Source organism: Pseudomonas sp. efr-133-TYG-5 (genome assembly GCF_030209175.1).
Taxonomy (GTDB): domain Bacteria; phylum Pseudomonadota; class Gammaproteobacteria; order Pseudomonadales; family Pseudomonadaceae; genus Aquipseudomonas.
In genome coordinates, this window is the sequence record NZ_JARVSM010000006.1 from 405,387 (window position 1) to 427,423 (window position 22,037).

The 22,037-nt window shown below is 63.6% G+C and carries 19 protein-coding genes; 13 read left to right on the forward strand and 6 right to left on the reverse strand.

Annotation, left to right across the window (positions count from 1 at the left end; translation table 11 throughout):
• Positions 1-168: 168 nt before the first annotated feature.
• The 7 genes from QRN70_RS20810 (at position 169) to QRN70_RS20840 (ending at position 7,921) form a co-directional block, all read left to right on the forward strand.
• Positions 169-504 carry a YceK/YidQ family lipoprotein gene (locus QRN70_RS20810; RefSeq protein ID WP_285419779.1) on the forward strand — a complete coding sequence of 112 codons (336 nt, stop codon included), beginning with the start codon at positions 169-171 and terminating at the stop codon, positions 502-504.
• Positions 505-676: 172 nt separating this feature from the next.
• On the forward strand, positions 677-2,434 hold the full coding sequence (locus QRN70_RS20815; RefSeq protein ID WP_285419780.1) for a carbamoyltransferase family protein: 1,758 nt from the start codon (positions 677-679) through the stop codon (positions 2,432-2,434).
• Entirely contained in the window at positions 2,418-3,548 is a 1,131-nt protein-coding gene (locus QRN70_RS20820; protein ID WP_285419781.1) for a glycosyltransferase, read from the forward strand. Before QRN70_RS20815 ends, QRN70_RS20820 begins: the two co-directional genes overlap by 17 nt.
• Complete coding sequence (locus tag QRN70_RS20825) at positions 3,548-4,444, forward strand: antimicrobial resistance protein Mig-14 (protein ID WP_285419782.1); 897 nt, start codon at positions 3,548-3,550, stop codon at positions 4,442-4,444. Before QRN70_RS20820 ends, QRN70_RS20825 begins: the two co-directional genes overlap by 1 nt.
• An 8-nt stretch (positions 4,445-4,452) precedes the next feature.
• On the forward strand, positions 4,453-5,889 hold the full coding sequence (locus QRN70_RS20830) for a PIG-L deacetylase family protein (RefSeq protein WP_285419783.1): 1,437 nt from the start codon (positions 4,453-4,455) through the stop codon (positions 5,887-5,889).
• Positions 5,886-7,040: a glycosyltransferase family 4 protein gene (locus QRN70_RS20835; RefSeq protein ID WP_285419784.1), complete on the forward strand. Its 1,155-nt coding sequence runs from the start codon at positions 5,886-5,888 to the stop codon at positions 7,038-7,040. The genes QRN70_RS20830 and QRN70_RS20835 overlap by 4 nt, the downstream gene beginning before the upstream one ends.
• The gene (locus tag QRN70_RS20840; RefSeq protein ID WP_285419785.1) at positions 7,037-7,921 is read left to right on the forward strand and encodes a glycosyltransferase; all 885 of its coding nucleotides are present in this window, start codon (positions 7,037-7,039) and stop codon (positions 7,919-7,921) included. The genes QRN70_RS20835 and QRN70_RS20840 overlap by 4 nt, the downstream gene beginning before the upstream one ends.
• 18 nt (positions 7,922-7,939) lie before the next feature.
• On the opposite strand, the gene QRN70_RS20845 is transcribed toward QRN70_RS20840, so the two are convergent.
• Together QRN70_RS20845 and QRN70_RS20850 are read right to left on the reverse strand one after the other, a co-directional pair.
• A complete protein-coding gene (locus tag QRN70_RS20845; RefSeq protein ID WP_285419786.1) occupies positions 7,940-9,157 on the reverse strand; it encodes an acyltransferase family protein in 1,218 nt (405 codons plus the stop codon).
• Positions 9,157-11,019: a bifunctional O-antigen ligase/aminoglycoside phosphotransferase family protein gene (locus QRN70_RS20850; protein WP_285419787.1), complete on the reverse strand. Its 1,863-nt coding sequence runs from the start codon at positions 11,017-11,019 to the stop codon at positions 9,157-9,159. Before QRN70_RS20850 ends, QRN70_RS20845 begins: the two co-directional genes overlap by 1 nt.
• Before the next feature lie 154 nt (positions 11,020-11,173).
• Here QRN70_RS20850 and msbA point away from each other — a divergent pair, with 154 nt between their 5' ends.
• The 4 genes from msbA (at position 11,174) to hldE (ending at position 16,045) form a co-directional block, all read left to right on the forward strand.
• Positions 11,174-12,976, forward strand: a complete 1,803-nt coding sequence (gene msbA / locus QRN70_RS20855; protein ID WP_285419788.1) for a lipid A export permease/ATP-binding protein MsbA — start codon at positions 11,174-11,176, stop codon at positions 12,974-12,976.
• Between the two features lie 233 nt (positions 12,977-13,209).
• Entirely contained in the window at positions 13,210-13,914 is a 705-nt protein-coding gene (locus QRN70_RS20860) for a sulfotransferase family 2 domain-containing protein (RefSeq protein WP_285419789.1), read from the forward strand.
• Positions 13,907-14,518, forward strand: a complete 612-nt coding sequence (gene cysC / locus QRN70_RS20865; RefSeq protein WP_285419790.1) for an adenylyl-sulfate kinase — start codon at positions 13,907-13,909, stop codon at positions 14,516-14,518. Before QRN70_RS20860 ends, cysC begins: the two co-directional genes overlap by 8 nt.
• A gap of 102 nt (positions 14,519-14,620) precedes the next feature.
• Entirely contained in the window at positions 14,621-16,045 is a 1,425-nt protein-coding gene (gene hldE / locus QRN70_RS20870) for a bifunctional D-glycero-beta-D-manno-heptose-7-phosphate kinase/D-glycero-beta-D-manno-heptose 1-phosphate adenylyltransferase HldE (protein ID WP_285419791.1), read from the forward strand.
• 130 nt (positions 16,046-16,175) lie between these two features.
• Here the strand turns inward: hldE and QRN70_RS20875 are convergent, their stop codons facing one another.
• The 4 genes from QRN70_RS20875 to QRN70_RS20890 form a co-directional block, all read right to left on the reverse strand.
• Complete coding sequence (locus QRN70_RS20875; RefSeq protein ID WP_285419792.1) at positions 16,176-17,144, reverse strand: metal ABC transporter ATPase; 969 nt, start codon at positions 17,142-17,144, stop codon at positions 16,176-16,178.
• A 31-nt stretch (positions 17,145-17,175) separates the two neighbouring features.
• On the reverse strand, positions 17,176-17,988 hold the full coding sequence (locus QRN70_RS20880) for an aldo/keto reductase (protein ID WP_285419793.1): 813 nt from the start codon (positions 17,986-17,988) through the stop codon (positions 17,176-17,178).
• The gene (locus QRN70_RS20885) at positions 17,985-19,160 is read right to left on the reverse strand and encodes an NAD(P)/FAD-dependent oxidoreductase (RefSeq protein WP_285419794.1); all 1,176 of its coding nucleotides are present in this window, start codon (positions 19,158-19,160) and stop codon (positions 17,985-17,987) included. The genes QRN70_RS20880 and QRN70_RS20885 overlap by 4 nt, the downstream gene beginning before the upstream one ends.
• A gap of 197 nt (positions 19,161-19,357) precedes the next feature.
• Complete coding sequence (locus QRN70_RS20890; RefSeq protein WP_285419795.1) at positions 19,358-19,690, reverse strand: DMT family transporter; 333 nt, start codon at positions 19,688-19,690, stop codon at positions 19,358-19,360.
• 102 nt (positions 19,691-19,792) lie between these two features.
• Here QRN70_RS20890 and QRN70_RS20895 point away from each other — a divergent pair, with 102 nt between their 5' ends.
• Together QRN70_RS20895 and waaA are read left to right on the forward strand one after the other, a co-directional pair.
• The gene (locus tag QRN70_RS20895; protein WP_285419796.1) at positions 19,793-20,695 is read left to right on the forward strand and encodes a LysR family transcriptional regulator; all 903 of its coding nucleotides are present in this window, start codon (positions 19,793-19,795) and stop codon (positions 20,693-20,695) included.
• A gap of 11 nt (positions 20,696-20,706) precedes the next feature.
• Positions 20,707-21,981: a lipid IV(A) 3-deoxy-D-manno-octulosonic acid transferase gene (waaA, locus tag QRN70_RS20900; RefSeq protein ID WP_285419797.1), complete on the forward strand. Its 1,275-nt coding sequence runs from the start codon at positions 20,707-20,709 to the stop codon at positions 21,979-21,981.
• Positions 21,982-22,037: the final 56 nt, after the last annotated feature.

Below are 22,037 nucleotides of genomic sequence, written 5' to 3' on the forward strand. Positions count from 1 at the left end.
CACGCCTCTATCCAGGGGCGTTGCGCCTGTTGAATTACCCCGCCCATCTTGCACCGGGCAATAGGGGACAAGCTCCTCTGATTTGTCCTACAGCTTCTACAGAAGCCGTGAACTGTGCCGCCATCAGCCCCGATGCTAGTTTGCCCGGACGTTCCCGGAGGGCAAATCATGAGCATCAAAATGGCGCTGACAATCGGTGTTGTCCTGTGGCTGCTGACCGGCTGCGGCAGTGCCGTCACGGTGTTGCAGGACGAAGCGGACGTCGCCCGCGACCTGAGAAAACTGAAGACTTATTGCCAGAGCCTGCCGCGGGTCTACAGCGGCGTGGCCTACGATTTCTGCGCGCTGCACGCCCCTCCGGACCCCACCGGCATCCTGCTGCCCTTCGTCCTGGTGGACCTGCCGTTGTCCGGGGTGCTGGACACCGTGGTCCTGCCTTACACGATCTATCGCCAGGTCATGGAAGGCAATATCGGCATCTACTGGCGGACAAGTCGTGGATAGGCCGCTGGGCAAGGCTTCGCCGGGGTGAGCGACATGGGGCAATACGCACAGGGTCATTCCCGCCACGTTTACGCTATAATCCCGCCCTTTAGCTGTCTCTCGCCCGTTGCGAGGGCACATCATTTTTCGAGGCGCACTGCGCCTGCATGCAGACTAAAGAGGCTAGACCCCTGTGGCATTGACGATTCTTGGCCTGTCCGGCGCCCTTAGCCATGATCCTTCCGCAGCCTTGTACATCGACGGCAAGCTGGTCGCGGCGGCTGAAGAAGAGCGCTTCGTGCGCGATAAACATGCAAAGAACCGCATGCCCTACGAATCGGCGAAGTTCTGCCTGGAACAGGCCGGCATCAAGCCGTCCGACGTTGATGTGGTGGCGATTCCGTTCGCCCCGATCAGCCTGTTCGGCAAGGCTCGCTGGCATTACGCCAAGCGTTACTGGTACGCCCCGGACCGCGCCCTCGACGCGATCCTGATGGGCAACCGTCGCTACAAGCGCTATCGCAACAAGATCGTCTGGTGCCTGGAGCAGCTGGGCTTCGATCCGAAGAAAATCAAGATCGAACCGGTCGAACACCACCTGGCGCACGCGTCCAGCGCCTACCACTGCTCGGGTTTCAAAGAGAAAACCGCGATCCTCGGTATCGATGGCAAGGGCGAATACGCCACGACCTTCTTCGGTTATGGCGAAAACGGCAAGATCCACAAGATCAAGGAATTCTTCGATCCGGACTCCCTCGGCGGCCTGTACGGCGCGATCACCGAGTTCCTCGGTTTCGAGATGCTCGACGGCGAATTCAAGGTCATGGGCATGGCGCCGTACGGCGACGCCAGCAAGTACGATTTCTCGCGCCTGGCCTCGTTCGAGAATGGCGAACTGGTGATCAACACCGACTACGCCAACGTCATCGGCCTGCGCCGCTATAAAGAGAAGGGCAAGGGCTTCTACTTCTCGCCGAAGCTGATCGAATGGCTCGGCCCGAAACGCGAAGGCGACATCGCCGACGAACCGTACATCCACTACGCCGCGAGCATGCAAGCGCTGTTCGAGAAACTGGCGTTGCAGATGATCGACCACTACCTGGGCGACGTGCTCAAGGAAACCGGCAAGCTGGCCTTCGCCGGTGGCTGCGCACTGAACGTCAAGCTCAACCAGAAGATCATCGCCCGCGACGACATCAAGGAACTGTTCGTCCAGCCTGCGTCCGGCGATGCCGGTACCGCGGTCGGTGCCGCGGCCTATGTATCCCACGCCCGTGGCGTGCCGGTCGAGAAGATGGAACACGTCTACCTCGGCCCGTCGTACAGCAACGAAGACGTGATCGCCGCCTGTGCCCGCCACGAGAACAAGCCGACCTGGCGCAAGCTCGACAACATGCCGGAGCAGATCGCCAGGATCATGGTCGACGGCAACCCGGTGGCCTGGTTCCAGGGGCGCATGGAGTTCGGTCCGCGCGCACTGGGTGGCCGCTCGATCATCGGTTGCCCGAGCGTGGCCGGTGTGGCTGACCGCATCAACCATCAGATCAAGTTCCGCGAGCGCTGGAGGCCTTTCTGCCCGTCGATGCTCGACACCGTGGCGCCACAGATGATCAAGATCGATCACCCGGCGCCGTTCATGACCTTCACCTTCGAAGTCGCCGAAGAATGGAAGACCCGCGTGCCGGAAGTCGTCCACGAAGACGGCACGTCGCGGGCCCAGGTGCTCAAGCGCGAATACAACCCGCGCTACTACGACATGATGAAGGCGCTGGAAAACCTCACCGGCAACGGCGTGTCGCTGAACACCTCGCTGAACCGCCGTGGCGAGCCGATGATCTGCTCGCCGACCGATGCCCTGAACATGTTCTTCGGCTCGGATCTGCAGTACCTGATCATGGAAGACATCCTGGTGGTCAAAGAGGGCGCAAACGCTTATGACACGCTCGGCTGAACGCCATGTGCTGCAGTTCTGCCACGGCTATGACGGGCCGTTCCTGGACTGCGCGCGGCAGTACGCCAGCCTGTTCGCGGGCACCGGTTATCGGGTGACCACGGTCTTTCTGACCGGGGTCGCCGACAGCGAGGTGGCCGCCGCCTGCGCTTCCGACGAAGTGTTGTTCATGGAATACAGCTCCAAGGCCATTCGTGGCCTGAAGCTGGGCGCCATCGGCGATCTGCGCAAGATCGCCGCTTCACGCAATTTCAGTTTCTGCATCGCCCATCGCTTCAAGCCGATCTACATCGCCTTGCTCGGCACCTCGCTGCCGGTGATTGGCGTGCACCACGCGTTTGACGATTACAAGCGCGGTTCGCGCAAGCTGTTCGCACAGATTTTCCGCAAGCGCCTGAGCCTGCTCGGGGTGTCCGACGCGGTACGCGACGACATGCGCCGCTGCCTGCCGAAATGGCCGGCGCAGCGTATCCAGACCCTGTACAACCGCATCGACGTCAGCGCGCTGCAGAGCAGCCAGGTGTCTGCCCGCGAAGCGCGCGAGACCCTGGGTCTGGCGGCGGATGCGTTCATCGTCGGTAACGTCGGTCGCCTGCACCCGGACAAGGATCAGGCCACCCTGCTGCACGGCTTTGCCGCGGCGCTGCCGGGTCTTCCGGGCAACAGCCAGCTGGTGATTCTCGGCAAGGGGCGGCTGGAGCAGGACCTCAAGGAACTGGCCCGTGAATTGGGCATCGGTGACCGGGTGCTGTTTCTCGGCCAGGTGCCGGACGCGCGCAATTACTTCCGCGCCTTCGATGTATTCGCCCTCAGCTCCGATCACGAGCCGTTCGGCATGGTGCTGCTGGAGGCCATGGCCGCTGGCGTGCCGCTGCTCGCCACGGCCTGTGGCGGGGCCAAGGAAGTGGTCGAAGGCGTGGGGATCCTGTTCCCGCTGGGCGATGCCGAGCATCTGGCCCAGGGCCTGCAGCGCCTGGCCGGCATGGACGAACAGCAGCGTCACCAGTGCGCCGAGCTGATGCTCGAGCGCCTGCGCGAGCGTTTCTCCGACCGGGCGGTACGCGACACCTTCTGGCATTTGCCGCAAGTCATCGATCTGGCACCGAGGGGCTGATGCTCAACCGATTTCAAGGCTGGCGCGAACGTGGCTGGTCGCCCGTCGACGCCTCGACCTATGCCCAGGCCTGGCAGCGTTTTGGCGGCAGCGTGGCGACGCACCCCCTGGTGGTCGAGCGCCTGGCGAATCTGGCCGGCATCCCGGTGCGGTACCTGGCCTGGGAGCAACAGGGCGAAGTCAACGCCGCCATCGCGACCTGGGGCCGCGACCTGGCCTTGTCCAAGGACGTGCTCAAGCGCAGTGGCAAAAAAGGCCTGTTCGACCTCGGCAATGCCGAGCTGATCCTGCCGGCCGCCGCTGACACCCAGGCGCCGTTGCGCCATCGCGCACGCTATCTGTCGGCGCTCAACGAAAACCGCTTCAGCGGCCTCAAGTTGCAGACCGAGCAACTGGCCATGGCCCGCACCCCGGAAGAACTGTCGAAGAAGTTTCGCTACAACCAGCGCCGCGAACTGCGCCTGCTGGAAGAGGCGGGCGGTGTGGTGCGTCCGGTCGCCGAGTTCAGCAGCGCCGAGCTGGCGGCGATCTACTGCGACCTGTTCCAGCGCCGCTGGGGCTTCCCCGCCACGGGCGCGGTGCGCATGGCCGAGGTCATCGAGCTGTTGCGCGAACTGCTGATCGGCTCGGTGATCTTCCTCAACGATGCGCCGATCGCCATTCAACTGGTGTACCGCGTCGAAGCGCCGCAGTGGATCAGCGTCGAGTACATCAACGGTGGCGTCGATCCCGAGACCCGTGAATTCAGCCCCGGCAGCGTACTGAGCTTCCTCAATACACAAAGTGCCTGGGAGCATGCCCGGGCGCTGAACAAGCCGCTGCGCTTTTCCTTCGGTCGCGCCGACCGTGAATACAAGGATCGCTGGTGCAATCCTGTGCCGGTGTTCACCGTATGAGTCCGCCCATGAGCCGCAAACAGCAACTGCTCAAGCGTCACCGGCGCAACAAGCGCATTGGCCTGCTGATCGCGCTGATCGTCCTGATCGCCCTCGGCGTGCTGGTGGCCTGGTGGCTGCCGATGGTCCTCGCGCTGGTTGGCTGGATCGCCCACGAGGCCTGGTTCGCCGACCACCTGTTCTACTCGCCGAAAGACGATTACCAATACAGTTTTCCGCCATTCACGCCGCAGCCCAAAGTGCATTTGAGCGGTGAGCAGTTGCGTCTGGACGAGGGCGTGATGCTGGTCGACGACGCCACGCTGATTCTCGCGGTGCGGGTCAAAAGTACCTGGCTGGGGCGGTTCCTCGACCCGCGCGTCGAGCTGGCCGGCGGCAGCCACCCTGACACGCAGACCTTCGAGCGCGGCGTCAACGGCCTGCGCTACCTCAATCTCAGCGGTCAGGCGCAAACCCTGGCGCAGGGCCAGCTGCGCTTGCGCGGGCGCTTCTGCCGGGTCTCCGGCGAGCCGCTGTTGTGGGCGCTGGAGCAGCCGGATTATCGCCGTCAGCGGGTGATGGTCATCGCCCCCCACGCCGACGATGCCGAATTGGCTGCCTACGGTTTGTACAGCCAGGCTGACGAAGCCTGGATCGTCACCCTGACGGCCGGCGAGATCGAAGCCGAACATTATCAGCAGATGGGCATGAGCAGGGTCGATGCGGCGCGTCTGAAGGGCCGCCTGCGTGCCTGGGACAGCCTCGCCGTACCGCGCTGGGCGGGAGTGGCGCAGGAGCGTTGTGTGCAGCTCGGTTACTTCTGCCTGCAACTGGCCGCGATGCAGGCCGCGCCGAATCAGGCGGTGGGCTCGCGCGAAGCTGACCTCAGCGACACCCGCCTGTTTCGCCAGTTGAACCCGTTCACCCTACCCGGCGATGCCGACGGCGCGCCGACCTGGAACAACCTGCTGGCCGATCTGCGCGAGATCCTGCTGCGGGCACGTCCGGACGTCATCGTGCTGCCGCATCCGAGCCTCGACCCGCATCCCGACCATATCTGCGCCCAGCAGGCCGTGCTGGAGGCCCTGAACGGCCTCGACTTACAGCCGACGCTGCTCGGCTACGCCAACCATCTGCATGACAACGATCGCTGGCCGATGGGCGACACCGGCGCCGGTATCGCGCTGCCGCCGGCATTTGATGCAGCCGTGCCGATGCAGCCACTGTGCCTGCCGCTGTCCATCGCGCAGCAACGCGACAAGGCCATGGCGCTGGGCATGATGCATGACCTGCAGCCGCCCGCGCCGTTCAAGCGGCGGCTGCGTCGGCTGATCCAGCGCCTGCTGGCAGGTCGCAATGCCTCGGTCTACGGGGAAAACGAGTTTTTTCGAAAAGCGGTCAGGCGCCAGGAATTGCTCTGGCTGTTGAAGCAGGGTGAGTCAGGCGCGCACCGGGGAGAGTTATGAGTCAACGGTCAAAGGTTCTGCAGCTGCAACCGGACTACAACGTCAAAGCCCATGACTTTGCCGACCTTGCCGAGCAGATCGTCAAGGCGCTGCCATCCGATCGCTATGAAGTGACTGCCGCGTTCCTGCGCGGCAAGCCCGGGCCGGGAGAACCGGTGAGCCGGGCTGACCGCTCGGTGTACTTCGAGTTTTCCGACAAGTCCCTCAAGGGCATGCGTCTGCGCGCCATGTGGCAGCTGTACAAGTTCTGCCGCCGGGAAAAGTTCGACGTGGTGATCTGCAACCGCTTCAAACCGGTGAATATGATGCTCACCCTTAATCGCTGGTTGAAGGTGCCGCTGTGCATCGGCATTTCCCACGGTTTCGGCGAGTACGACCGCTTCTACCGGCGCCGCCAGACCCAGCGCCTGATCGATCGGCACTGGCGTTTCGTCGGGGTGTCGCCGGCGGTCAAGCAATACCTGCTCGATTGCAACTGCGGCTTTACCGACGCCAACACCTGGGCGATCACCAACGCCATCGACATCGAGCAGGCCGAGGGCTTGCAGCACAGTCGCGAGCGCGCGCGGGAACTGCTCGGGATCGATCCTAACGTGCGCCTGATCGGTGCGCTGGGCCGGCTCGTGTCGGTCAAGGGCCACACCTATCTGTTGCAGGCCTTCGCCGCGTTGAAGGACAAGTACCCGCACACGCAACTGGCAATCATCGGCGCCGGTCGTTTGCAGGCGCCGCTGGCGGCCGAGATCGAGCAACTGGGCCTCACCGGCCGCGCGCACCTGCTGGGCTTCAAGGAAAACGCCCTGCAATATGTCCGCGCGTTCGATATCTGGACCATGCCGTCGCTGGCCGAGGGCCTGGGCCTGGCGCTGCTCGAGGGCATGAGCGGCCATCTGCCGGTGATCGCCTCGAACGTGCCGGCCATGCTGCCGCTGATCGAAGGCGCCGGTGGCTTGAGCGTCATCCCCAAGGATGTGCCGAGCCTGGTCGCGGCACTGGACACCTACCTCGCGCTGTCGGATGACGAGCTCAAGGCCAAGGGCGAGCAGGCCTACCGTTATCTGCAGCAGCAACACGACATCGAGGTGTTCCGTCAGGAATACCTGAACCTGATCGAATCCGGCCTGGAACAGGCTCGCAAGGAACAGCCATGAGCGACGCGCAACCCATCGTCACGGTCATCATCGCGTCGTACAACCACGGCCCGTACATTGAAGAAAGCATTCTCAGCGTCCTCAACCAGACCTACAAAAACATTGAGTTGCTGGTGGTCGACGACGGCTCCAAGGACGACAGCGTTGCGCGCATCAATGCCTTGCAGGCGCAGTACGGCTTCGATTTCCGGGTGCAGCAGAACCAGGGCCTGACCCATACGCTCAACGGCGCGATCGCCCGTGCCAAGGGCAGCCTGATCGTACCGTTCGGTTCCGACGACATCATGCTGCCCGAGCGTATCGCCACCCAGGTTGCCTACATGGAAGGCAAGCCCGAGGTCGGCATCTGTGCCGGCAACATCGAGCTGATCGATGCCGAGGGCAATCTCTATCCGGAAAAGCGCCAGCGCCGCGATGTACCGTTCCGCCGCATCGATTTCGATGACATGTTCCTCGAGCGCAAGCCTTATCCGCCGGCGCCGACCCTGATGATCCGCCGCGAAGCGCTGGAAAAGGTCGGTGGCTTCGATCCGCAGATTCGTCTCGAGGACCTGGCCATCGAGCTGAAGGTGACGCACGCCGGTTACTTCATCGATGGCCTGAGCGTAGTGATGGCGCGCTATCGCAAGCACGCCACCAACTCCTACAAGAATCACCGCTTCATGATCGACAACATCCTGCGCACCTACGCGCTGTTCAGCGATCATCCGCTGTACGACGAGGTGCGCTACAAGGCGCTCAATTCGATGTTCCTCAAGACCGCCAACCGCGACCGCAAGCTGGCCCGCGAGCTGCTGGCGCAGATTCCGTTCAAGGCGTGGAACAAGAAGACCTGGCGTGGTCTGGGGCGCCTGCTGTTCTCACCCTTGGAAAAAGACTGAGACTGGCGTCGCTCGCCTTCAGCGAGCGACTTTTTCGGCCAGGGGCTTGTTGCCTTTGTGCCGCTGGCGCAGCCATTGCGTGACCTTTCGGCCGGCGTTCATGCCCGGTTGCTCGATGTAGAGGAATGTCAGGCTGCTGATCAGGATCAGCAGGCAGGTGCACACGGCCACCAGTGGCAGATAGACCCATTCATCCCGAGCATCCAGATGAAGCACCAGCGGCAGGCGCTGCACCAGCAGCCAGAGCACGAACCCGTGCAGCAGGTAGGTGCTGTAACTGATTTCGCCGAGCCAGCGGATGCTGCGTGGCTTCAGGGCGCCGAACAGCGGGTTGCCGGATGCCACGATGACGAAGAACAGCGACAGCAGCACCAGCGGTGCCGTCTTGAACGCCCGGTCGAAGGCCGTGAAGGCGATCGCCAGCGCGGCGATGGCAATCACCCCGGCCAGTGGCTTGCGGCTCCAGGCCACCAGTTGTGGTCGACGAACCCAATACGCCGCAGCGATCCCACCGAGAAAACTCGCCAGGAAGTGCTTCTTCAGCGAGTGTTCCCAGCCGACCAGCTGGTACAGCGCGTAGATCCCGATCAGGCACAGCACCACCTGACGCCAGTTGCCACGGAAGATGAACACGGTCGCGGCCAGCGGCAACGCCAGGTAGAAAAACACTTCGTAGGCCAGCGTCCAGGTGACGTTGGAGATCAGCATGCCGGTCTGTGGATATTGATTGATGTCGGGGCGGTCGAAGGTCAGCCAGGCCAGAATCTGCTTGAACAGCTCGATGCCGGGCTCCTTCAGTTGCCAGTCCTGCAGGTAGAACACCGTGACGAAGACCGTCAGCATCAGCGGCAGGTACAACGGATACAGGCGGAACACCCGCGAAACGCCAAAGGCCAGCCAGTCGTGCTGGCGACCCTGAGTCAATACCCGGTTCCAGAACAGGAAGCCGGTAATCATGAAGAACAGCGCCACGCTGCCCTGGCCGAGCATCGAATAGAAATTGCTCGGCGGGAATGCGATCACGCCCGTGCGCAGGAAGATCCAGGTGATGACCGAGTGGTGCACGAAAACACCGAACGCCAGATAGCCCCGCAGGCCATCGATACTGGCATAGCGGCTTTCGCCGGAATGTTGCAGGTGCCTGGCGATCTTCGGCACCGCGCGCAACAACAGCGCGGCGGTGACGATGGCCAGTACGTACGCGATCAGCGCGAGAATGGGATGGGTAGCGTTCATCAGTGAACCTGGGCCGCAGTGTTGCCGGCCAGCACTTGCCTGTGCAGATTATCCACGGCGGATTTCGACGCCGTTACGGCGTACCCCTGGAGCAACGCGTCGAGGTGCTCTTCGAACAACCAGCGCTTGTCGACAGTGTAGCGTTGCATGTGGCGCAGATTACGCTGGCGCAATGACAGATTGAGTGCCGACGGGTAGATCCGCAGGTCGGCCAGGTCGATCAGGCCGAATTCGCCATCCTCCAGCACCAGCACGTTGCCCAGGTGCAGCGAACGGAAATACACCCCTTGTTCATGCAACTGGGCCATGAATTTGCCAAAGCGCTCCACCAGCGCCTGGCGTACCGCCGGTGCGGTGATGCCCTGCAAGACCTGGCGCAGGGTGTGCCCCGCCAGCGGCGCGTAATGCACGGCGCTGCTGCCGTCGCTGAGACGATACAGATTCAGTACTTGCGGGGTCGGGATGCCCATCTGGCGCAGCTGTTCGCTATTGACCGCAAAACGCTCGGAGTACGGATTGAAGCTGCCCGAGGTGTACCAGCGGCGGCGGCGGAACAGCTTGAGGAATGTGCCATCCGTCAGGCGCAGCACCTTGGGCCCGAGACCGTCCTCTTCGATGACCTGGGCATCGCTGCCGAGTCGTTGCAGATCCGCCGTCGTCAAGGTTTGCACCGGCTGCGACAACAGGCGCCGGGCACGCTGGTTGATGCTCAGGGCGGCGATCAGGGCCAGCGGAATCCACAGCAGGAACCAGTGTTCCTTCGGCCGCGAGATGATGCCGCCGCCTTCGGTCAGGCCGGCACCGATGCCGAACACCAGCCAGGTCGAGGCAATGATCAGCAACGGCTGCACGCGCTGGCGCCAGCTGCTCAACAAGCCCCAGGCGAGAAAGAACAGCCACGGCAGCAGGCCGAAGATGCCCACGTAATACAGCACGCCGAGGACAAAGCTGTGGGGTTCCTGGAAGTTGTAGCCAACCCCCGGATCGATCGCCAGGCTGGCGTTGTAGCCATGCCCCAGCCATGGGTGGTCGGCGATCTTGTGCAGGGCCAGTTGCCAGATTTCCAGGCGATAGGAATCGCCGCGCTCGATGATCATCTGCGAAAACACGGTGATCACCGCGATGCCGCTCAGTGCCAGCGCCGCCAGCAGCCCCAGCGAACGCCGGTTCCAGCAGATGAAACTCAGCCACAGGGCCGCCATGGTGAGTGCCACCAGCGGGGTCCGCGAGCCGGTGCCGATCACCGCGGTGAACATGATTGCCATCGCCGGCACGCTCAGCCACATCATCTGCCGGCGCTTGCAGGTCATGGTCACGCTCAGCCAGTAGGCGCAGAAGAAGCCGAACAGGTGCGAACTGAGCAACGGGTTGTCGAAGGCACCGCCGCCGATCAGGCGCGCGCCGGGTTCATAAGTGCGGGCGAACTTGAACAGAAAACAGCTGGTGGCCACCAGCGCGACCAGGGCGGCGCCGAACAGCAAGGGTTGCAGGATGTCACTGCGATAACGCACCAGCAGATAACATCCGGCAAACAGCAGCAGGGTATGCAGCGGCGGCTTGAACATGCCGCCGATCGGCTCGTCGCCAGGGCCCCAGCAGAGACTCAGCAAGGCCCAGGCAACAAACAGCAGCACGCCGACGAAGATCGGTTCGCGTATCAGTTCCTTGAGCTCGCGCGGACGCAGGCACAGGGCGATCAGTGTCGGGATGCTGAACAGACCGTAGAACAGCTTGTGATGGAGGCTGCGGCCCGGCAGAAAGAACAGCGCGCACAAGAGCAGGAAATAGCCGGCGGGAAGAATCCACAGGCTGATGAAATCGAAAACTCGATTGGACGTATTGCTGAAGCCGCGAAATTGCATGCTGTGAGATTCAATCCTGAAGTTGATCGACCATTCGGATGATGGCTATTTGATGCTGAAAAAGATCACTAACAATAACAGCCTTTCGCCGATTGCCAGAACCCCGAACAAGCTGTGCTAAAGTCAGCGTCCTTTTTATCGACTTCCGCGTGATATGACCGACTCCAGTCCCGCCGCAAGCCCTTCGAGCTTGAAAATCTACTTCCGCCTGCTCGGCTACGTCCGGCCGTATATCAGTCTGTTCCTGATCAGCATCGTCGGTTTCCTGATTTTTGCCTCGACCCAGCCGATGCTCGGTTACATCCTCAAATACTTCGTCGACGGCCTGTCCAATCCGGAAGCGGTGCTGTTCCCGAGCGTACCCTACCTGCGCGACCTGCAACTGCTGCAGGCGGTGCCGCTGCTGATTATCCTGATCGCCGCCTGGCAGGGCCTGGGCTCTTACCTGGGCAACTACTTCCTGGCCAAGGTTTCCCTGGGCCTGGTGCACGACCTGCGGGTGCAGTTGTTCAACAACCTGCTGGTGCTGCCGAACCGCTACTTCGACAAGCATAACTCCGGTCACCTGATTTCGCGTATCACCTTCAACGTGACCATGGTCACGGGGGCGGCAACAGATGCGATCAAGGTCGTAATCCGTGAAGGCATGACGGTGATCTTCCTGTTTGCCTCGCTGCTGTTCATGAACTGGAAGCTGACCCTGGTGATGGTGGCGATCCTGCCGCTGATCGCCGTGATGGTGCGCACCGCGAGCAAGAAATTCCGCAAGCAGAGCAAGAAGATCCAACTGGCCATGGGCGATGTCACCCACGTCGCCTCGGAAACCATCCAGGGCTATCGCGTGGTGCGCAGCTTCGGCGGCGAGGCCTACGAACAGCGGCGCTTCCTCGAGGCCAGCCAGGGCAACACCGACAAGCAACTGCGCATGACCCGCACCGGTGCGATCTACACGCCGCTGCTGCAGCTGGTGATCTACAGCGCCATGGCGGTGCTGATGTTCCTCGTGCTGTTCCTGCGCGGCGATGCCTCGGCGGGCGACATGGTTGCCTACATCACCCTGGCCGGCCTGCTGCCCAAGCCGATTCGCCAGTTGTCCGAAGTCAGTTCGACCATCCAGAAAGGCGTGGCCGGTGCCGAAAGCATTTTCGAGCAGCTGGACGTCGAGCCGGAAGTCGACAGCGGCACCGTCGAGCGCGATTCGGTCAGCGGACGTCTCGACGTGCGCAACCTGAGCTTCACCTACCCGGGCACTGAACGTCAGGTGCTCGATGACATCAGCTTCTGCGTCGAACCGGGGCAGATGGTCGCGCTGGTGGGCCGCTCGGGCAGCGGCAAGTCGACCCTGGCCAACCTGATCCCGCGCTTCTATCACCACGACAAGGGCGAAATCCTCATCGATGGCGTGGAAGTCGAGCAGTACAGGCTGCTCAACCTGCGCCGGCACATTGCCCAGGTGACCCAGCACGTCACCCTGTTCAGCGACACCGTGGCCAACAACATCGCCTACGGCGACCTGGCTGGCGCGCCGCGTGAAGACATCGAGAAAGCGGCGCGTGACGCCTACGCGATGGACTTCATTGCGCAGCTGCCCCAGGGCCTCGACACCCAGGTCGGCGAAAACGGCGTGCTGCTCTCCGGCGGCCAGCGCCAGCGCCTGGCGATCGCCCGTGCACTGCTGAAGAACGCGCCGCTGCTGATTCTCGACGAGGCCACCTCGGCTCTCGACACCGAATCCGAGCGTCACATCCAGGCTGCGCTGGATCAAGTGATGAAGGGCCGCACCACGCTGGTGATCGCCCACCGTCTGTCGACCATCGAGAAAGCCGACCTGATTCTGGTCATGGATCAGGGCCGCATCGTCGAACGCGGCACCCACGACGAGCTGCTGGCGCAGAACGGCTACTACGCCCGTCTCAACGCCATGGGCCTGGACGCGCCGGCCGAAGACATCGCCTGATCCCAGGCCTTGCCCTGTGGGGGCGAGCCTGCTCGCGAAAGCGCTGCAACAGACGACATCCATGTCGCATGTGCAACCGCCATTGCGAGCAGGCTCGCCCCCACCGGCGTTTGTATCCAGACATTTACGCTTCTTGACCAAACCGGCATAAAACCCGGCACCGCGCTTGTTAAGGTTCCTGAACGAACTCTGACTTCCATCGAGGGGGCCATCCCCGTCGCGCGGGTACTTTCATGTTGCAACGCTATCTGTGGAAACTGCTGCCCAAGCCGCAGCGCGCCTTTCTGCTCGGGCGCCTGTCGGTGGTCGATCGCCAGGTGGTCAACAAGTCGCTGTCGGCCAACCGCACCTACCCCGAGGCTTTCGCGCAGCGCTCCTGCCTGTTCATCCATGTGCCCAAGTGTGCGGGCAGCAGTGTCTGCACGGCGATGTTCAACGGCTGGCGACCAGGCCATCTGCCGTTGTACTGGTACGAAGAGCAGTTTCCCCAGCAGTTCGCCGCCGCCTATAAATTCGCCTTCGTGCGTGATCCGCTGGAGCGGGCCTACTCGGCCTATGCGTTCCTGCGCGGCAACGCGTTGAGCGCGCGTGATCATGCCGCGCAGCAACTGGTCAGGCATTACCGCGACTTCGACGATTTTGTCGGCCGTTGGCTGCACAGCGAAACCATCGCGCGGCAATTGCACTTTGCTGCGCAAACCGACTTTCTCACCGATTCGCTGGGACGTCTGGCGCTGGATTTCATCGGCTATCAGGAGCACCTGGAGCGTGACTTCCAGCTGGTCTGCGAGCACCTCGGCGTGCTGGCGCCGCTGCCTCACGTCAACGGCTCCCGCCAGCGGCGGCCGTCACCGGCGCGGGAGTTCTGTTCGGTGCGCACCCGGCGTCTGGTGCGCCGGGTCTATCAACGTGACTACGAGCTGCTGGGTTATGAATGAAGCGCTGTCCCTGGCACCGCAGGCGTCGGCGATCCGCCCCTATGCCTTGGCGCTCTCTGGTGAGGCCCGCGCCGCGCTCAAGGCGCAGCATCCGCGCTGCCTGTGGCTGACCGGGCTGTCCGGGGCGGGCAAGTCGACCCTGGCCAATGCCCTGGAGCTGCATCTGCATCAATTCGGCCGGCACACCTTCCTGCTCGATGGCGACAACGTGCGCAACGGCTTGTGCCGCGACCTGGGCATGGGCGACGGTTGCCGGCGCGAGAACATTCGGCGCATGGCCGAAGTGGCGCGGCTGATGGTCGACGCCGGGTTGATCGTGATCGTCGCGGCGATTTCACCGTTTCGCGCGGAGCGCGAGGCGGCCCGCCAGCTGTTCGCCGCGGGTGACTTCCTTGAAGTACACGTCAGCACGACGCTGCAGGTGTGTGCCCGACGCGATCCCAAAGGGTTGTATCGCGCCGCGCGAGAAGGGCGGATCAAGGATTTCACTGGCATCGACAGTCCATACGAAGCGCCGCTGGCCGCCGAGTGCCGGATTGATACCGACGAGGTGGATCTGGCGCAGGCCTGTCATCGGCTGGCGGCGTTGCTGCTCAAAAAATGAGCAAAAAAACCTGCTGTTTCATCCTGTTGCAGCCGCTGCGCTAGCCGGCGCCAACCCTGTGTTAATATCGCGCCCCTGTTCATTTTGTATGTGGGTTGCTCCATGAAGTTGTCCATGCCGCGATTCGATCAAGCCCCTGTCTTGGTGGTCGGCGATGTCATGCTCGACCGTTACTGGCATGGTGGTACCTCACGGATTTCCCCTGAGGCGCCGGTTCCTGTCGTTAAAGTCGAGCAAATCGAAGATCGTCCGGGCGGTGCCGCCAACGTTGCCTTGAACATTGCCGCGCTGGGTGCGCCGGCGTCCCTGGTCGGTGTGACCGGTGACGACGAGGCCGCCGACAGCCTGAGCAACAGCCTCAAGGGCGCCGGCGTACGTGCCTTGTTCCAGCGCATTGCGCACCAGCCGACCATCGTCAAGCTGCGGGTCATGAGCCGGCACCAGCAATTGCTGCGTATCGATTTCGAAGAACCGTTCGCCACCGATGCCCTGGCCCTGGCCTCGCAGGTCGATGACCTGCTCGAAGGCATCAAGGTGCTGGTGCTGTCCGACTACGGCAAGGGCGCGCTGAAAAACCACCAGGTGCTGATCCAGGCGGCCCGTGCCCGCAACATTCCGGTGCTGGCCGATCCCAAGGGCAAGGATTTCTCGATCTACCGTGGCGCCAGCCTGATCACCCCGAACCTCAGCGAGTTCGAAGCCATTGTCGGTGGCTGCGCCGATGAGCATGAGCTGGTGAGCAAGGGCGCGGCGCTGATGCACGACCTCGAGCTCGGCGCGCTGCTGGTCACCCGTGGCGAGCACGGCATGACCCTGCTGCGTCCGGAGCATCCGGCGCTGCACCTGCCGGCCCGGGCCCGTGAAGTGTTCGACGTGACCGGTGCCGGCGATACAGTGATTTCCACCCTGGCCGCGGCGATCGCTGCCGGCGAGGAACTGCCACACGCGGTGGCACTGGCCAATCTGGCCGCCGGGATCGTGGTCGGCAAGCTCGGTACCGCCGCGATCAGCGCGCCGGAACTGCGCCGGGCGATCCAGCGCGAAGAGGGCTCGGAACGTGGCGTGCTGGGGCTCGAGCAACTGGTACTGGCGGTCGCCGATGCTCGCGCGCACAACGAGCGCATTGTCTTCACCAATGGCTGTTTCGACATTCTCCATGCTGGCCACGTGACCTACCTCGAGCAGGCGCGCGCCCAGGGCGACCGTCTGATCGTGGCGATCAACGACGACGCCTCGGTCAGCCGCCTGAAAGGTCCGGGCCGGCCGATCAACAGCGTCGACCGGCGCATGGCGGTACTCGCCGGCCTTGGCGCGGTGGACTGGGTCATCAGCTTCCCGGAAGGCACCCCGGAAAACCTCCTGCGCGAGGTCAAGCCGGACGTGCTGGTCAAGGGCGGCGACTACGGCATCGACCAGGTGGTCGGCGCCGATATCGTCAAGGCCTACGGCGGCACGGTGAAAGTGCTGGGGCTGGTGGAAAACAGCTCGACGACGGCGATCGTGGAAAAAATCCGCAAGTCCGAGTGACCTGCTTACTCCCACGTCGAGGCGTCGAACCGTCCGCGTGGGAGTGCCTGCATGGACGCTCGGCGTCCGCTTCCGAGCCGCAGAGCGTCCGCGGCTGCATTCCCACGCAGACGGTTCGACGTGGGAACGATCAGGGCCGGGCCGCCTTGCGCGGCACGATCTTCTTCAGCAGTTGCTTGGCCTTGCCACGCAAGCGTGACAACCCGGTGGCCTTCTCCGGCGCGGTCAGGCCCTGCTGGCGCAGCCAGTCCTTCCAGCGAATCCGCTCATCGCGCACCAGCCAGCCATCCTGTTTGGCAAAGCTCTCCGCCAGGTACAGGCCACGGGTGCCGGCCGGGTATAAATGGCCCTTTTTCAACGTGTACAGCTCGGCCAGCGGCTGGCCGTCCTGCAATGGCATCAGGTACAGGTCCGGGCGCTTGCGGTCGAGCCGCGCCACCAGTTGATCGCCCTCGAGCCGTTCATCGACATGGAACAGGCTCAGGTTCTTGGCTTCCTTGGGCACGTCCAGGCGCAGGTCGTAGATCAATTGCAGCGACGCGGTCGGCAAATGCACGTACGCCCGGGGGCGCTCCAGCAATTGCAGATTGGCGCAGCGCACCGGCCGCGCCGAGCCCGACAGCGGCGTCAGGCGAAAGGGCAGGGCCTCGCGATAATGCAGCGCCGTGGCGTAGGGCGCCGGCAGCCAGGTGTCGTTGAAGCGCCCGCCGAGCCAGCCTTCCGGGGTTTCCAGCAGGCATTCTTCGGCAATCTCCTGGATCGCCGTGTGCAGCGGAATGTTCAGCTCGTGGGCCGGCACGTAACCGGAAATCAGCTTGAGCACCACATCGCCACGATCCTGTCGACGCTGGCGCACCAGCACCCAGTAATCGCGATTCTGCCAGTGCAAGGTCAGGCGCACCGAGACGCCGAGGTTGGCCAGCTCCAGGGCGAAGCGCTCGGCATCCGCCACCGCGACCGGCTTGCGCCGCTGCAGGGTCTGGGCGAAGTTCAGCGGCATGCCGACGCTCTGGTAGGTCAGGCCCTCGGGCGTGGCCTCGACGAACAGCGGCAGGGTCTTGAAGTTGCTCGGGTTCTTTCTGATGAGCGTACGCGGCATGTCGGCTCCTGCTTAAGGCCGCGGGGCGGCGTCAGTGACCACGCAGGACCTGGGCGACGGTCGCAACGTTGTGGGCGAGGTGCAGCGGATTGATCGTGCCGACAATAGCACTGGCTACGCCGGGCTGGGCAAACAGCAGCTCGAAGCTGGCGCGCACCGGGTCCACGCCGGGACTCAGGCACACGTGACCGCTGGCCAGGGCTTTTTTCACCAGAATGGCTTTGCCGTGGGCAGCAGCATAGTCAATGACCGGCTTCTCGCTTTGTTCGTTCAGATTGTAGGTGACCATCGCGCAGTCGCCTTGCTCCAGTGCTTTCAATCCGCCCTCGACCGTTTTGCCGGAGAAGCCGAAGCCGCGAATCTTGCCCTCGGCCTTGAGCGCGGCGAGTGTCGCGTAAACCTCTTCGTGCTCGAGGATGGCCATGTCGTTGCCGTCGGAATGCACCAACACCAGGTCGATAAAATCCGTTTCCAGACGTTGCAGGCTGCGTTCCACCGACAAACGGGTGTGCGCCGCGCTGAAATCGTGGCGTGACAGGCCGTCGGCGAATTCCTCGCCGACCTTGCTGACAATCACCCAGTCCTGGCGCTGGCCGCGCAGCAGCGGGCCGAGACGTTCTTCGCTGCGGCCATAGGCCGGTGCGGTGTCGATCAGGTTGATGCCCAGCCCTTTTGCCTGGTTGAGCAGCAGGCGGGCTGCGTCATCGTCGGGGATCTGAAAACCGTTGGGGTACTTCACCCCCTGGTCGCGGCCGAGCTTGACCGTGCCCAGGCCCAGCGGGGACACCCGCAGGCCGGTGCTGCCCAGTGGACGATGCAGTTCGTGCAGGGTCGCTACGCTCATGGCAACAGTTGCTCCCAGGCCGGCACGGCCATCGGTGGTTTCGGCAGCGTCGGCAGTGGCTCGGCGGCGTGCGGCTGAATGCCGTCGCGCTCCAGCGCGGCGATGACCCGGTCGGCGAAGTCCGGCGCCAGCGCCAGTTTCGTCGGCCAGCCCACCAGCAGGCGACCCTGTTCGGCGAGGAAGGCGTTGTCCGGGCGGGTCAGCCCGGTCTGCAGCGGTTCAGCGCGGTCGACCCGCAAGGTCGCCCACTGCGTGCTGCCGAGGTCGATCCACGGCAACAACTGCGCGATTTCTTTCTGCGCGGTGGCAATCTGCTCGGCCGGCGTGCGGTTCACGCCTTCGCTTTCGGCGATGTCGCCGCCCATGTACCAGACCCACTGACCGTCGGCGGCCGGGTGAGTGGTCACGGTGATGCGCGGTTTGCTGCCGCCGCCCAGGCAGTGAGCGTACAGCGGTTTCAGGCCCGGGCCCTTGGCGATGATCATGTGCAGCGGACGGCGTTGCATCGCCGGTTGGCTCAGGCCCAGCTCTTCCAGCAACTGTGCGGTACCGGCACCTGCGCTGAGCACGATGCGTTGCGCACGAATCTCGCGGCCGTCGATTTTCAGGCCGACCAGCACACCCGCTTCCAGCAGCGGCTCGATGGTCTGCCCGGCGAGCAGGCCGTCACCGGCCAGCTCGGCCAGACGCTGGATCAGGCTCGGTACGTCGATCACCAGTTCGGCGAGGCGATAGACCTTGCCCTTGAAGCGCTTGTCTTGCAGCGCTGGCGGCAATTGATCGCCCTTGACCTGGTCGACCCGGCCGCGCACGGCCTTGCTGGCGAAGAAACTGGTGAGGTTGCCGGCCAGGGTGCCCGGCGACCACAGGTAGTGAGCCTCGGACAACAGGCGTACGCCGGACAGATCCAGCTCGCCAGTGCCGGCCAGGGCTTCACGCCAGCGTCGCGGCATGTCGGCGATGGCTTCCGAGGCGCCCGTCAGTGCACCGTGCAAGGCGTACTTGGCACCGCCGTGGATGATCCCCTGGGACTTCACGCTCTGCCCGCCACCGAGGCTGGCGTTTTCCACCAGCACGGTAGAAAAACCCTGGCGGCGCAGGCGCGCGTTCAGCCAGAGGCCGGCGACACCAGCGCCGACAATCAGCACGTCGGTGGAAATAACGGATGGCATGCAGCGACCTCAGTGTTCAAGACGAGGGCGCAGTATACAGACTCGGGGAACAGGCGATTTGTCGATGATCAACAGCAATGCCGCTGACCTTGTGGGAGCGAGCCTGCTCGCGACTGGGTTTTATCAGGCAATAACTATGTCGACTGACATGCCCCCTTCGCGAGCAGGCTCGCTCCCACAGGAGGCGAGGCTGGTGCTCAGTGGCCGGCGGTTTTGGAAAAGAGTTGGATCACCACCACGCCGAGCACGATCAACGCCATCCCCAGCATCGCCGGAATGTCCAGCTTCTGCCCATAGATGAACAGCGCCGCGACGCTGACCATGACGATGCCCATGCCGGCCCACACCGCGTAGGCCACACCCACCGGTACGCTGCGCACCACCAGGGTCAGCATCCAGAACGCGATCCCGTAGCCGACGATGACCAGCAGCAGCGGCAGCGGCGTGCTCAAGCCCTTGACCGCTTTCATCGAAACGGTGGCGATCACTTCGGCGCAGATGGCAATGGCCAGGTAGGCGTAGGCGGTCATGATTGGAATCCTCATATGGAACGTGGCTTTCTGAAGTCGGCATTCTAGAGGTTGCCCAGATGGGGTAAAGTCATTACCTATCTGTTTTGATGATGGGTTGCCATGAACGTGCAATGGAATCTGGAGCAACTGCGGCTGTTCGTCAGTGTCGCCGAGCAGCGCTCGTTTTCTGCCGTGGCGCGCCAGCAGCGCAAGGCGCAATCGGCGGTCAGCAGCGCGGTTGCCCTGCTCGAGGATGACCTCGGCGTGAGCCTGTTTGAGCGTAGCAGCGGACGCCAGCCGAGTCTCACCGAAGCGGGGCAGGCGTTGCTGGAAGAGGCGCGGGAAGTGCTGCGCCAGTGCGAGCGCCTCAACGGCCGGGCGATGGCCATGGTGCGCGGCCAGGAAGCGCAGTTGCGCGTGGCTCAGGACGAAGCCATGCCGTATCAGGCCCTGGTGGAAAGCTTTGCTGCCCTCGCCGAGCAATTCCCCAGCCTCGAAGTGCAACTGACCAGCGCCGCGCAGGGCGAGGTCGCCCGTAAACTGGTGGAGCGGCGCGCCGATCTCGGTCTGCTGTTCTATCACGACGAAATTCCCGAAGCGCTGGAGCGCCGGGTGCTGGGCCGCGTGGAGATGGTCACGGTGTGCGGTATCAATCATCCGTTGGCGGCGCAGTCCTATGTCGACTGTCGGCAACTGGCGCAGCACCGCCAACTGTTGATGTCGACCCAGACCAGCGTCTATCCCGGTAACGAGCCGGCCAGCCCACAGGTGTGGCGCGCGGACAGTTTCTACGTGATGGCCGAGTGGCTGGTGCGCGATCTCGGCTGGGCCTGGTTGCCACGGCACGTGGTGCAGTATTCGGCGTACCAGGGGCTGATGGTCGAACTCGACTGCGAATGGACCCCGCCGGCGCTGGTGGTGGAGCTGGTCTGGCGCCGCGACGAGCCGCTCGGCCCGGCGGCGCGCTGGCTGGCCGAGCGATTTGCCGTGCACTTGCGGGCGATTGGCGACAAAAGTCGATAAACTCCGCCGCCATGAATAGAACTCTCTACACCGCGCTGTTTTACCTGGGGCTGCCATTGGTGGCGATTCGGCTATGGCTGCGTGCGCGCAAGGCGCCGGCGTATGCCAGGCGCATTGGCGAACGCTTCGCCTGTGGCATGCCGGCGCTGCAGCCCGGCGGTATCTGGGTGCATGCGGTTTCCGTGGGCGAAAGCATCGCAGCGGCGCCGATGATCCGCGCCTTGCTGCAACGTTATCCACAGCTGCCGATCACCGTGACGTGCATGACTCCGACCGGTTCGGAGCGGATTCAAGCGTTGTTCGCCAATGAGCCGCGCATCCAGCATTGTTATCTGCCGTATGACTTGCCGTGCGCAGCAGCGCGTTTCCTTGATCGCGCTCAGCCGAAACTGGCGGTGATCATGGAAACCGAGCTGTGGCCCAACCACATTCACCAGTGCGCCAAGCGCGGGATTCCCGTTGCGCTGGCCAACGGCCGACTGTCCGAGCGTTCCGCCAGAGGTTATGGCCGCTTCAGCAAACTGACCGCGCCGATGCTCGCCGAAATGAGTTTTTTCGCGATACAGACCGAAGCCGAAGCCCAGCGCTTCCGCGATCTCGGTGCGCGGCCGGAGACGGTCGAGGTCACCGGTTCGATCAAGTTCGACCTGACCATCGACGCGCAATTGCTGCAACGCGCCCATGCGCTGCGCGGGCAATGGCAGGCCCTGGAACGTCCGGTGTGGATCGCCGCGAGCACCCATGAGGGCGAAGACGAGGTCGTGCTCAGCGCCCATCGGCGCCTGCTGGCGAACTACCCGAATGCACTGCTGATTCTGGTGCCGCGCCATCCCGAGCGCTTCAACGCGGTGTTCGAACTGTGCCAGCGCGAAGGCTTCGCCACGGTGCGTCGTTCCACGGCGGCCAACGTCGCGGCAGACACCTCGGTGCTGCTCGGCGACACCATGGGCGAGTTGCTGTTTCTCTACGCGTTGGCGGACAGCGCCTTCGTCGGTGGCAGCCTGGTGGCGAATGGCGGGCACAACTTGCTGGAGCCGGCGGCGCTGGCAAAACCGGTGATCAGCGGCCCGCACCTGTTCAACTTCCTCGACATCGCCGCGCAGTTGCGTGAAGCCGGCGCACTGGCTGAAGTGGATGATGCCGAAGGCCTGGCGGTGGAAGTGCAGCGCCTGTTCGAGCTGCCTCGGGATGCGCAGCGCATGGCCGAGGCCGGGCTGGCGGTAATGCGCCGCAATCAGGGCGCGTTGCAGCGTTTGCTGGATGGCCTGGGCCGCCTGATCAAGTAACCGGCGCAAAAAAAGATCGCCGCCCGCAGCACGCCTACAGGTGGATGACGTTTCCC